At 66.5% G+C, this 12537-nt stretch carries 13 protein-coding genes; 11 read left to right on the top strand and 2 right to left on the bottom strand.

From position 1 onward, the window contains the following. The first annotated feature begins 102 nt into the window (after window positions 1–102). Entirely contained in the window at window positions 103–1017 is a 915-nt protein-coding gene (locus SZ55_RS16575) for a LysR family transcriptional regulator (RefSeq protein WP_044408487.1), read from the top strand. A 113-nt stretch (window positions 1018–1130) separates the two neighbouring features. Further along, on the top strand, window positions 1131–2861 hold the full coding sequence (gene aceK / locus SZ55_RS16570; RefSeq protein WP_044408484.1) for a bifunctional isocitrate dehydrogenase kinase/phosphatase: 1731 nt from the start codon (window positions 1131–1133) through the stop codon (window positions 2859–2861). Between the two features lie 22 nt (window positions 2862–2883). Here the strand turns inward: aceK and SZ55_RS28320 are convergent, their stop codons facing one another. Both SZ55_RS28320 and sohB read right to left on the bottom strand, forming a co-directional pair. After that, the gene (locus tag SZ55_RS28320) at window positions 2884–3057 is read right to left on the bottom strand and encodes a hypothetical protein (RefSeq protein ID WP_160298845.1); all 174 of its coding nucleotides are present in this window, start codon (window positions 3055–3057) and stop codon (window positions 2884–2886) included. A 231-nt stretch (window positions 3058–3288) separates the two neighbouring features. Continuing rightward, a complete protein-coding gene (gene sohB / locus SZ55_RS16565; RefSeq protein ID WP_044408482.1) occupies window positions 3289–4314 on the bottom strand; it encodes a protease SohB in 1026 nt (341 codons plus the stop codon). Window positions 4315–4524: 210 nt separating this feature from the next. Between sohB and SZ55_RS16560 the strand changes: the two genes are divergently transcribed. The 9 genes from SZ55_RS16560 (at window position 4525) to map (ending at window position 12502) form a co-directional block, all read left to right on the top strand. After that, a complete protein-coding gene (locus SZ55_RS16560) occupies window positions 4525–5235 on the top strand; it encodes a histidine phosphatase family protein (protein ID WP_044408474.1) in 711 nt (236 codons plus the stop codon). A gap of 56 nt (window positions 5236–5291) precedes the next feature. Beyond that, window positions 5292–5606, top strand: coding sequence for an SCP2 sterol-binding domain-containing protein (locus tag SZ55_RS16555; protein ID WP_021221784.1), 315 nt, complete (start codon window positions 5292–5294; stop codon window positions 5604–5606). A 209-nt stretch (window positions 5607–5815) separates the two neighbouring features. Further along, complete coding sequence (locus tag SZ55_RS16550; protein WP_044408457.1) at window positions 5816–6886, top strand: phosphotransferase family protein; 1071 nt, start codon at window positions 5816–5818, stop codon at window positions 6884–6886. 24 nt (window positions 6887–6910) lie between these two features. Further along, window positions 6911–7678: an SDR family oxidoreductase gene (locus SZ55_RS16545; RefSeq protein WP_044408455.1), complete on the top strand. Its 768-nt coding sequence runs from the start codon at window positions 6911–6913 to the stop codon at window positions 7676–7678. A 153-nt stretch (window positions 7679–7831) separates the two neighbouring features. Further along, complete coding sequence (locus SZ55_RS16540) at window positions 7832–8851, top strand: AraC family transcriptional regulator (RefSeq protein ID WP_044408452.1); 1020 nt, start codon at window positions 7832–7834, stop codon at window positions 8849–8851. A 284-nt stretch (window positions 8852–9135) separates the two neighbouring features. Then, window positions 9136–10176 carry a histone deacetylase family protein gene (locus SZ55_RS16535; RefSeq protein ID WP_044408449.1) on the top strand — a complete coding sequence of 347 codons (1041 nt, stop codon included), beginning with the start codon at window positions 9136–9138 and terminating at the stop codon, window positions 10174–10176. Then, window positions 10173–11261, top strand: a complete 1089-nt coding sequence (locus tag SZ55_RS16530; RefSeq protein ID WP_044408445.1) for an extracellular solute-binding protein — start codon at window positions 10173–10175, stop codon at window positions 11259–11261. The genes SZ55_RS16535 and SZ55_RS16530 overlap by 4 nt, the downstream gene beginning before the upstream one ends. Before the next feature lie 222 nt (window positions 11262–11483). After that, window positions 11484–11702: a ParD-like family protein gene (locus tag SZ55_RS16525; protein WP_044408442.1), complete on the top strand. Its 219-nt coding sequence runs from the start codon at window positions 11484–11486 to the stop codon at window positions 11700–11702. After that, entirely contained in the window at window positions 11699–12502 is an 804-nt protein-coding gene (gene map, locus SZ55_RS16520; protein WP_044408439.1) for a type I methionyl aminopeptidase, read from the top strand. Before SZ55_RS16525 ends, map begins: the two co-directional genes overlap by 4 nt. Window positions 12503–12537: the final 35 nt, after the last annotated feature.

The following is a 12537-nucleotide window of genomic DNA, read 5'->3' as shown; positions in this document are numbered from 1 at the left end:
GCCCCCTTGTTTTTGTAGGTGTGGCGGCGAGACTAGCGGCTCGTTCCGCCGTGGATAACGGCGAGGTCACGCAAAACGCTTTTGCCCCGTTGGAAAAGTCCCATGGATAAGCTCGGTGCCATCACGATGTTCGTCGCCACCGCCGACCACGGCAGTTTCAGCCGGGCGGCCGAGCACCTGGGCAAGACCCCCTCGGCCCTGACCAAGGCCGTCAGCCACCTGGAAGCGGAACTGGGCGCGCGCCTGTTCGAGCGCAGTACCCGGCGCATCGTGCTCACCGAGGCCGGGCGGCTCTATTTGGAAACGGCGCGGCAGCTGCTGCAGCGCCTGCACGATGTCGGCGAAGAGATCGGCCAGCTGCAACACGGGCTCAAGGGCAGCCTGCGGATGACCGCGCCGCTGGCCTTCAGCCGCGCCTTCCTCGACGAAGTGTGCGCCGGCTTCCTCGCCAGCTACCCGCAGATCACCCTGCGGGTGGACCTGACCGACACCTTCGTCGACCTGGTAGAGGCCGGTTACGACCTGGCCCTGCGCGAAGGCCCCTGCGACCTGCCGGGGCTCATCGCCCGCCCGGTCGGGTGCAACCGCATCGCCCTCTGCGCCAGCCCCGACTACGTAGCGCGGCGCGGCCCCTTCAGCCTGGACGCCATCGACGCCCACGACTGGCTCAGCTACCGCCACCCGGCCCTGAGCCGGCAGTTCTGGTGGGTCGAGCGTGATGGCCAGCGCACCCGCCTGCTGCACCCGAGCGTGTCGCGGCTGGAGAGCGACAACTACGACCTGCTGCTGGCCAACGCCCTGGCAGGCATGGGGGTGATCCACGCGCCGTTGTGGAGCGCCGCTCCCTACCTGGCCGACGGGCGCCTGGTGAACCTGCTGCCGGATCACGAGATCGACCCGGATGCCTTCGGCGACCGCATCCTCGCCGTCTACCCCAGTCACCGCCGGGCCACCGGCAAGGTGCTGGCCTTCATCGACTACCTGGCGGCCTACCTGCGCGACCGCGGGCTGGCCTGAGCCCCCTTCGCCTGGCTGCAACGCGACCCGCGAGTCAGTCCGGGGCGGCGCTTTTTTTCGGCCCGGCCTGTGGCTAAGCTCGCTGTTCCGACACCACAGCCGAGTGTGAGTCCATGACGCAGCAATGGCCGGCCGCCGACATCGCGCGCCTGATCCTCGAAGGGTTCGACGACTACCGGGAGCATTTCCGCCAGATCACCGACGGCGCGCGCAGCCGCTTCGAGCAGGCCCAGTGGCAGGAGATCCAGGGCGCCGCCGCGGCACGCATCGCCCTCTACGAAGACAAGGTCAGCGAAGTCAGCGAACGCCTGCGCGGCACCTTCGACGACGAGGTGCTGCTGGACGTGCAGCTCTGGCCGCTGGTCAAGAGCGCCTACATCAAGCAGATCGACCTGCGCCTGGACGACGAACTGGCCGAGACCTGGTTCAACTCCATCTTCTGCAGCCTCTTCAGCCACGACCTGATCAGCGACGGCTGCATGTTCATCCACACCACGCGGCCCTCCCTGCGCAGCCAGGAGCGTGCCCCGCAGACCCGCAGCTATCACCCGCGCGGTGATCTGCGCGAAGTGCTGCGCGAGGTCTTTGCCGACTACTGCTTCGACGTGCCCTTCGAGGACATGGAGCGCGACCTCGACCGCCTGGTGGAGCAGTTGCGCGAGAGCCTGCCCGACTGGGTCATCAAGGACCCGGAGCTGTGCATCGAGCTGTTCTCCTCCACCCTCTACCGCAACAAGGGCGCCTACCTGGTGGGCCGCATCTACAACCGTGACGAGCAGTGGCCGCTGGTGGTGGCGCTGCTGCACCGCGAGGGGAGGGGCATCCAGGCCGACGCGCTGATCACCGACGAGGCTGAGGTGTCGATCATCTTCTCCTTCACCCGCTCCTACTTCATGGTGGACGTGGCCGTGCCGGCGGAGTTCGTCGGCTTCCTCAAGCGCATCCTACCGGGCAAGCACATCGCCGAGCTGTACACCTCCATCGGCTTCTACAAGCACGGCAAGTCGGAGTTCTATCGGGCGCTGATCAACCACCTGGCCAACACCGACGACCGCTTCGTGATGGCGCCGGGTGTGCGCGGCATGGTCATGAGCGTGTTCACGCTGCCGGGCTTCAACACGGTGTTCAAGATCATCAAGGACCGTTTCGCCCACGCCAAGACGGTGGACCGCAACACCGTGATCGAGAAGTACCGGCTGGTGAAGAACGTCGACCGCGTCGGGCGCATGGCCGACACCCAGGAGTTCGCCGACTTCCGCTTCCCCCGCGCCAAGTTCGACCCGGACTGCCTTGCCGAACTGCTGGAGGTGGCGCCCTCCACCGTGGCGCTGGAAGGCGACACCGTGCTCATCCGCCACTGCTGGACCGAGCGCCGCATGACCCCGCTGAACATCTACCTGGAGAACGCCAGCGAACCCCAGGTGCTGGAAGCGCTGGACGACTACGGGCTGGCCATCAAGCAGCTGGCCGCGGCCAACATCTTCCCCGGCGACATGCTGCTGAAGAACTTCGGCGTCACCCGCCACGGGCGGGTGGTGTTCTACGACTACGACGAGATCGGCTACCTGACGGAGATGAACTTCCGCGTCATCCCGCCGCCGCGCTACCCCGAGGACGAGATGGCCGCCGAGCCCTGGTACTCGGTGGCGCCGAACGACGTCTTCCCCGAGGAGTTCCCGCGCTTCCTGTTCGCCGACATCGGCCAGCGGCGGCTGTTCAACAAGCTGCATGGCGAGCTGTACGACGCGGCGTACTGGAAGTCCCTGCAGGAGGCCATCCGGGCGGGCAAGGTGATCGACGTGTTCCCGTACCGGCGCAAGGGGCGGGATGACACGATCCAGTGATCTGCTGGGCGGCGGCAGTCGCTTAGCCAAGTTGATTGCCGCGTTTTGCTGACAGCCTTTGTTTCGCCTTGCCTGGCGAGTTTCTTTTTTCAGTCGCCAAAAAAGAAACCAAAAAGGCTCGCCCCTGCATGCGGGTTTGGCTGCGCCAAACTTCCCTCGCTTCATCATCGCGCCGGGGAGCGTCGCGCCAGGCCATCCATGGCCTGGCGCTCCTTTCGCGGCATCCATGCCGCTCAATCCCCTTTGCAATGACTCCGCTCGGCCTCCTGAAGGGGCAATTTCCCCCGCCCCACCCAATATGAGCACCCAGCGCAATGCTATGCGCAGCCACCACGGTGAAGGAGGTGTGGCACTTAGATGATGCAGGCGCTCATAAAAAACGCCGCGATCAACGCGGCGTTCTTCATTCAGGCGGGGAGGGCAGGGTTCACTGCCAGAAGCGCTGCTGCTGCAGGCGGCCCCACCAGTTCATCAGCAGGCGATCCACGCTGGCGCTGGCGGCGATGCCGAAACGCTCCGGCAGGCTCTTCTTCTCCACGTAGCTGAGCAGGAACAGCTCCGACTCGCGGGCGCGCTCGGCCAGGTACTCGTCGCTGGTGCGCAGGTCGTCCACCAGCGCCTTCTCGCGGGCGGCGGTGCCCAGCCAGACCTCGCCGGTCGCCACGTCCTCGATGGCCAGCTGCGGGCGGTACTGCGCCACGTAGTCCTTGAAGCGGTCGTGGATGCTCTCCAGGTCTTCCTGGAACTTCTCCCGGCCCTTCTCGGTGTTCTCGCCGAACACGGTGAGGGTGCGCTTGTACTCGCCGGCGGTGAGCACTTCGTAGTCCACGTCGTGCTTCTTCAGCAGGCGGTGCACGTTGGGCAACTGGGCCACCACGCCGATGGAGCCGATCATCGCGAAGGGCGCCGCCAGGATGCGATCCCCCACGCAGGCCATCATGTAGCCGCCGCTGGCCGCCACCTTGTCCACGCACACCGTCAGCGGCACGCCGGCCTGGCGGATGCGCGCCAGTTGCGAGGCGGCCAGGCCGTAGCTGTGCACCATGCCGCCGCCGCTTTCCAGGCGCAGCACCACCTCGTCCTTGGGCGTGGCCAGGGTCAGCAGGGCGGTGATCTCGTGGCGCAGTTGGTCGGCGGCGGAGGCCTTGATGTCGCCGTCGAAGTCCAGCACGAACACCCGGGGCTTGGCCTGGGGATTCTTGCGCGCGGCCTTCTCCGCCTTGGCTTCGGCCTTGCGTTGGGCCTTGAGCGCGTCCTTGTCCAGCAGGCTCTGCTCCAGGCGCTCGCGCAGGCCTTTATAGAAGTCGTTGAGCTTGGTCACTTCCAGGTGGCCACCGCCACCACGACGGCCCCGGCCACGCAGTGCGGCAAGCATCACCAGAACGATCAGGATGGCCACCACCACGGTGACCGTCTTGGCGAGAAAGCCCGCGTAATCGGCTAGGAACTCCACATAACCCCCTTCAGGAATCGACACGCGCCCCGTCTGCGGGCGCGAAAACCGGCCAAGCATACCCGCCCCGCGCAGGGCTCCACCAGCAACTGAAAAACGGCGTCATAAACAGCGGGAATGCATTCAAACAAGCGTATGTTTTTTCGTTGACAGCCCCTGTGCTTCCCCATAACCTCGCGAAACTTTCAACGTCCCGGGACGGCAGCGTACGTGGGCAGCATCTACCTGATCCGACATGGCCAGGCCTCTTTCGGCGCCGATAACTACGACGTGCTTTCCAGCGTCGGAGTTCGCCAGGCCGAAGTCCTCGGCGAGCACTTCGCCCGCCTCGGCGTGCGCCTGGATCGATGCGTCGCCGGCAGCCTCCAGCGCCAGCGCCACACCGCCGAATCCGCCCTGGAGCGCCTGCGGGCCGCCGGCCTGGCCGCACCCGAGGTGGACGTCGACCCCGCCTTCAATGAATTCGATGCCGATGCGGTGATCCGCGCCCTGCTGCCCAGCGTGCTGGAGCAGGAGCCCGAGGCGCTACACATCATGCGCAACGCCGCGCAGAACCGTGCCGAGTTCCAGCGGCTATTCTCCAGCCTGGTATTGCGCTGGGTGGCCGGCGACTACGACGCCCCGCAGCTGCAGAGCTGGGTCGATTTCGTCGACCAGGTGCGCAGCGGTCTGGAGCGGGTGCTGGAGCGGGCGGACAGCAAGCAGAACATCGCCGTGTTCACCTCCGGCGGCACCATCACCGCATTGCTCCACCTGGTGGCCGGTGTGCCGGCCGACCGGGCGTTCGAGCTCAACTGGCAGATCGTCAATACTTCCCTCTCGCGCCTGAAGTTCCGGGGGCGGGATGTGGCGCTGGCTTCCTTCAACAGTCATGTGCATCTGGAGCTGTTGAGGGCGCCGGAACTCATCACCTACCGATGAGCCCGGCCCACCGGCCGCAAGGCCGTTATAAAACCTGAAAAACAAAGGATCGAACCATGACCACCGTTGCTGACATCGTCAAAAACATGCAGTCCAAGTTCAACGCCGGTGCTGCCGCTGGCCTGGACCTGGTATTCCAGTTCAACATCGAAGACGGCGACAACCACTACCTGGTCGTCAAGGACGGCACCTGCGACGTACAGCAGGGCGATGCCCCGAACCCCAACGTCACCCTGATCATGAGCACCGAGACCCTGGTCGGCATCATGACCGGTGAAACCGACGGCATGCAGGCCTTCATGGGCGGCAAGCTGCGCGCCGAAGGCGACATGATGCTCGCCATGAAGCTCGGCGAGCTGTTCCCGGTCTGATCGGCGAGGCCGAACCGGAAACACCCGAAACCGGAGTCCCTGGGCTCCGGTTTTTTTTCGCCCGGAAGGCTCTGCACCGGGCCAATCAGGCAGCCTGATCGAGTGGCAACACGCCTGCCTATAACGGTTGTTCGTGCTTGAGGCGCCCCCTCGGCGGCATTAGGCTTGCGAATAATCATGGGTCCTAATCATAAGTAGAAGGGATAAGCATGACGCTTACAGATCAGTCCACCCGCATCCGCGACGGCGAAGAGCTCGATGCCGCGGCCATCGACCCGTATCTCAAGGCGCACATCCCCGGGCTCAGCGGCACCCCGCGCATCAGCCAGTTCCCCGGCGGCGCCTCGAATCTGACCTACCTGCTGGAATACCCCGAACAGGAGTTCGTCCTGCGTCGCCCGCCGTTCGGGCACAAGGCCAAGTCCGCCCATGACATGGGCCGCGAATTCCGCATCCTCAACCAGCTCAATGCCGGCTTCCCGTACTGCCCGAAGGCCTACGTGCACTGCACCGACGATTCGGTGATCGGCGCCGAGTTCTACGTCATGGAGCGGGTCAAGGGCGTGATCCTGCGGGCTGATGCGCCGGCCGAGCTGGGCCTGGACGAAACCCGTGCCCGCGCCCTGTGCAAGACCTTCATCGACCGCTTCGTCGAACTGCACAACGTCGACTACAACGCCTGCGGCCTGGGCGACCTCGGCAAGCCCGACGGCTACGTGCGCCGCCAGATCGAAGGCTGGAGCGACCGCTACGAGAAGGCCATGACGCCCGACGCGCCCACCTGGGAAGCGGTTCGCGCCTGGCTCAAGGACAAGATGCCTGCCGACCACGGCAAGCCCGGCATCGTCCACAACGACTACCGCTTCGACAACGTCATCCTCGACCCCAGCGACCCGCTGAAGATCATCGGCGTGCTGGACTGGGAGCTGACCACCATCGGCGACCCGCTGATGGACCTGGGCAACACCCTGGCCTACTGGATCGAGGCCAAGGACCCGGCCCCGGTGCAACTCATGCGCCGCCAGCCCAGCCACCTGCCGGGCATGCTCACTCGCCGCGAATTCGCCGACTACTACGCCGAGCGCGCCGGCCTGCCGCCCATCGACAACCTGGACTTCTACTACACCTACGGCCTGTTCCGCCTGGCCGGCATCGTCCAGCAGATCTACTACCGCTTCTTCCACGGCCAGACCCAGGACAAGCGCTTCGCCCAGTTCATCCACATGAACAAGCTGCTGGAGCAGATGAGCCTCCAGGTGATCGGCCAATCCCGGCTGTAACCGGACCACTACAAGGGGAACCCCATGTCCAAGACCCAACTGTTCGACCTCGACGGCAAGATCGCCTTCGTTTCCGGCGCCAGCCGCGGCATCGGCGAAGCCATCGCCAAGCTGCTGGCCCAGCAGGGCGCCCACGTGATCGTCTCCAGCCGCAAGATCGACGGCTGCCAGGCCGTGGCCGATGCCATCGTCGCCGAAGGTGGCAAGGCCACCGCCATCGCCTGCCACATCGGCGAAATGGAGCAGATCCAGAACGTCTTCGCGCAGATCCGCGAGCAGTTCGGTCGCCTGGACATCCTCGTCAACAACGCCGCCACCAACCCGCAGTTCTGCAACGTCCTGGACACCGACCTGTCGGCCTTCCAGAAGACCGTCGACGTCAACATCCGCGGCTACTACTTCATGTCCATCGAAGGCGGCAAGCTGATGAAGCAGAACGGTGGCGGCAGCATCATCAACGTCGCCTCTATCAACGGCGTATCCCCCGGCGAGTTCCAGGGCATCTACTCCGTCACCAAGGCCGCGGTCATCAGCATGACCAAGGTGTTCGCCAAGGAATGCGCCCAGTACGGCATCCGCTGCAACGCCCTGCTGCCGGGCCTGACCGACACCAAGTTCGCCTCGGCGCTGACCAAGAACGACGCCATTCTCAACGTCGCCCTGCAGCGCATCCCGCTCAAGCGCGTGGCCGACCCGAGCGAAATGGCCGGCGCCGTGCTCTACCTGGCCAGCGCAGCCTCCAGCTACACCACCGGCGTGGCCCTGAACGTGGACGGCGGCTTCCTGTCCTGATCCCCGCCCGGTCCGCCAGAAGAGGGAGCCGCCAGGCTCCCTTTTTCGTGGCCGGCCCTTTGACTTGCCCGGCGAAAACGCATACAGAACAGCGCCAGCCCACCTGGAATGCCTGCATGCCGTACGCCCACCCGCCCCGCGAAACCTGATGCCATGGCCGAGACCCTCTTCTCCCGCGCCAGCTGGCTCAACTCCCTGCACATGTCCACCCTCACCGTCGCCTGCATGGCCGAGCGCGGCGTGGCGGCCGATGCCGTGCTGGAGGGCAGCGGCATCACTGTCGACGACCTGCGCGACCTGCGTCGGCTGATCAACCCCGGGCAGGAGCAGCAGGTGTTCGCCAACGCCGTGCGCCTGGCCGGCTCGCCCGCCCTCGGGCTGGAGCTGGGGCAGCGTACCCGCATCTCCGCCTATGGCCTGCTGGGCTACGCACTGCTCTCCGCCCCGACCCTCGGCGACGCCCTGCGCATCGGCCTCGGCTACCCCGTGCTGCTCGGCACCTACTTCCACCTGCGCCTGGAGCGCGAAGGCGAGCTGGCCTGGCTGCTGGCCAGCGGCTACGGCGAGGACGAAGCCCTGCGCCCGTTCAACACCGAGCTGTGCCTGGGCTCGTTGCGGGTCATCTGCGCCGACCTGCTCGGTCAGCCGCTGCCCGTGTCCGCCCTGGAGCTGGACTACCCCGAACCGGCTGGAGCCGCGCCCTATTACCGCCGCGTATTCGAGCGCGCCCCGCGCTTCGCCCGTGGTCGCAGCGGGTTCGGCTTCCCCGCCGCCTGGCTCGACCGGCCGCTGCCCCTGGCCGACCCGGTCACCCACAGCGAAATGCTCGAACAGTGCCGCCGGCAGAACGCTGAATTCGCCGCCCGCCGCGCCTGGCTGGAGCGGGTGCGCGATCTCCTGGCCCAGCGCCTCGCCACCCCGCCCGGGCTCGACGAACTCGCACGCGCCATGAACACCTCCACCCGCAGCCTGCGCCGCCACCTCGCCCAGCAGCAGACCAGCTACCAGCAACTGCTCGACGAATTGCGCTTCGAACGGGCCAAGGCCCTGTTGCGCGAAGGCGACCTGCCCATCTACCGCATCGCCGAAATCCTCGGCTTCAGCGAAACCGCCAGCCTCCGCCACGCCTTCCAGCGCTGGAGCGGCCAGCCACCCAGCCACTTCCGAGGCTGACGACTCACGACCCGGCCGGCGATGGGGCTACGACGGCAACCGTAGGATGGGCTGAGCTGTGCGAAGCCCATCGTTGGCCGTGCGACGCGGGCTCGATGCGGTTCGCCGAGCTCACCGCATCCTACGGGCGGTAGCCGGTCCGTAGGCGGGGTATAAGACCTGACGTGGCCAGCCATGTTGGCCATTTCGATCCCCTATTGGCCATTACCCCCACTGCTCAAAGCGGGGGCGGCGGCCGAGAATCGGGCTCACCAACAACAAGAACCCCGATGAGGTACGCCCCCATGCTGACCGTGTACAGCGACGATCATCGCCTCCACTTCGGCCAGTCCGAACTGGTCGACGGCAAGCTCCAGCCCTGTTTCGAAATGCCCAGCCGCGCCGACACCGTGCTCGCCCGCGTGCGCCAGCAGGCGCTGGGCGAGGTGATCGAGCCGCGTGACTTCGGCCTCGACCCCATCCTCCGTGTGCATGACGCCGGCTACGTGAAGTTCCTCCAGGGCGCCTGGGCCCGCTGGGAGGCCGAAGGCCACAGCGGCGACCTGGTCTCCACCACCTTCCCGGCCCGTCGCCTGCGTCGCGACGGCCCCATCCCCACCGCACTGATGGGCGAGCTGGGCCACTACAGCTTCGACACCGAAGCGCCCATCACCCCCGGCACCTGGCAGGCCGTGTACAGCTCCGCCCAGGTGGCGCTGACCGCCCAGGACCACATGCGCCAGGGCGCCCGCACCGCCTTCGCCCTGTGCCGTCCGCCGGGTCACCACGCCGGCAGCGACTTCATGGGGGGCTACTGCTTCTTCAACAACGCCGCCATCGTCACCCAGGCCTTCCTCGACCAGGGCGCCAAGCGGGTCGCCATCCTCGACGTGGACTACCACCACGGCAACGGCACCCAGGAGCTGTTCTACACCCGCAACGACGTGCTGTTCGCCTCCATCCACGGCGACCCGCTGGTGGAGTACCCCTACTTCCTCGGCCATGCCGACGAGCGCGGCGAGGGCGCGGGGGAGGGCTTCAACGTCAACTACCCGCTGCCCCATGGCACCGCCTGGGACGGGTGGTCCTCCGCGCTGGAGGATGCCTGCCAGCGCATCGCCGCCTACGCCCCGGACGCACTGGTGATCTCCCTCGGCGTGGACACCTACAAGGACGACCCCATCTCCCAGTTCAAGCTGGATTCGCCGGACTACCTGCGCATGGGCCAGCGCATCGCCGCCCTCGGTCTGCCGACGCTGTTCATCATGGAAGGCGGCTACGCCGTCGAGGCCATCGGCGTCAACGCGGTGAACGTGCTGCAGGGCTACGAAGGGGCTGCCCGATGAGCGCCCGCCTGTTGCTCGCCGGCGCCCTCCTGGGCGCCTCGCTGAATGCCGTGGCCGCCGAGCCGGTGGTGCGCATCTACAACTGGTTCGACTACATCGCCCCCGACACCCTGGAGAACTTCCACAAGGCCAGCGGCATCCAGCCCAAGTACGACGTCTACGACAGCAACGAGGTGCTGGAGGCCAAGCTGTTGTCCGGCCACTCCGGCTATGACCTGGTGGTGCCCAGCGACGGCTTCCTGCCCAACTACATGAAGGCCGGTGTGTTCCAGCCACTGGACAAGAGCAAGCTGCCCAACTGGAAGAACCTCAATCCGGCGTTGCTCAAGGTGTTGGCCGCCAAGGACCCGGGCAACCAGTACGTGATGCCCTACATGTGGGGCACCAACGGCATCGCCTACAACGTCGACAAGGTGAAGGCGGTGCTCGGCGACAACGCCCCGGTGGACTCCTGGGACCTGATCTTCAACCCCGACAACCTGGCCAAGCTCAAGCAGTGTGGCGTGGCCTTCCTCGACTCGCCCACCGAGGTGATTCCCGAGGTGCTGCACTACCTGGGCCTGCCGCCCAACAGCCGCAACCCGGAGGACTACAAGAAGGCCGAAGCGCTGCTGGAGAAGCTGCGCCCGAGCGTGCGCTACTTCAGCTCCTCCAAGTTCGTCAGCGACCTGGCCAACGGCGAGGTGTGCGTGGCCCTGGCCTGGTCCGGCGGCGCCATGCAGGCCGCCGCCCGCGCCCGCGAGGCCGGCAACGGGGTGAAGGTGGAATACCGCATTCCCAAGGAAGGCACCGCCGCCTGGTTCGATGTCCTGGCCATCCCCAAGGACGCGCAGAACGTCGAGCAGGCCCACGCCTTCCTCAACTACCTGCTGCAGCCGGAAGTGGTGGCGCCGATCTCCGACCACGTGGCCTACGCCAACCCCAACCAGGCTGCCGACGCGCTCACGTCGGCCGAGCTGCGGGACAACCCCAACGTGTACCCGCCGGCCGAGGTGCAGGCCAAGCTGTTCTCCGTGGAGATGCTGCCGCCGAAGATGGAGCGCATCCGCACGCGGACCTGGACCAAGATCAAGACCGGGACCTGAGCAGGGCAGTGCAAAAGGGCCGCTATGCGGCCCTTTCATTCCGTGAGTGGTTGATTCGCGGGTTCAGCCGAGGCCGCCTGGTTCGCCTGGCCTGGCGAGTTTCGGGGCCAGAAGGTGGCGGGTCTGGCTGCGCCGGACTGCCCTCGTTTCATCGTTGCGTGTACCCCATGGGCCAATCCGAAGTGCTATGTTATGTAGCATTTCGTATATGGAGTATTTGCCATGGGCATCGTCAAGATCTCGGATTCCCTGCACGAGGAGGCCCGCGTCGCCTGCCGGGCCATGTCCCGTTCCATCAACGCCCAGGCCGAGCACTGGATGCGCATCGGCATGCTCGCCGAGGCGCATCCCGAGCTGACCTACGCCGACATCATCCGCCGGCTGATGAGCGAGGCCCGCGAGCTGGAAGGCGCCGGTGCAGCGGAAGAGGCGGTGCAATGAGCAAGGTGACGATCAAGACCGCCGACGAGATCGCGCGCATGGCCGTGGCCGGGCGGCTCGCCGCGCGGGTGCTGGAGGCGCTGGAGGCGTTCATCGTGCCCGGCATCACCACGATGGACATCGACGCCTTCTGCGAGCGCTACATCGTCGAGACCCTCGACGCCATCCCCGGCAGTAAGGGCCAGTACGGCTACCCGTACACGGTCAACACCTCGGTGAACCACGTGGTCTGCCACGGCTGGCCGTCGGCCAGCGAGGTGCTGAAGGAGGGCGACATCGTCAACGTGGACGTCACCGTCATCAAGAACGGCTACTACGGCGACACCAGCCGGATGTACGCCGTCGGCCGCATCAGCGAGGACGCCAAGCGGCTGGTGCGGGTGACCCGCGAGTGCCTGTACGACGCCATCCGCGTGGTGCGCCCGGGCGCGACCCTGGGGGACGTCGGCCATGCCATTCAGACCCACGCCGAGCGCATGGGCTACTCGGTGGTGCTGGAGTTCTGCGGCCATGGCATCGGCCGGCAGATGCACGAAAGCCCCCAGGTGCTGCATGTCGGCCGGCCCGGCCAGGGGCTGCGCCTGGAGCCGGGCATGACCTTCACCATCGAACCGATGATCAACCAGGGCCGCCGCCAGGTGCGCACCCTGGCCGACGGCTGGACGGTGATCACCCGCGACGGCAGCCTCTCCGCCCAGTTCGAGCACACCGTGCTGGTCACCGAGACCGGCTTCCGCGTGCTGACCCTGCGTGAGGAAGAGCGCGAGGCCTTCCCGGCTGATCCTGTACTCCCTGCGTAGCTTGGGCTTCAGCCCGGGACCGTCAGGTGGCACCC

Source organism: Pseudomonas sp. FeS53a, assembly GCF_000931385.1.
GTDB lineage: Bacteria > Pseudomonadota > Gammaproteobacteria > Pseudomonadales > Pseudomonadaceae > Metapseudomonas > Metapseudomonas otitidis.
Note: the sequence above shows the minus strand (reverse complement) of the source record. Positions and strands in the feature narration are given on the sequence as shown.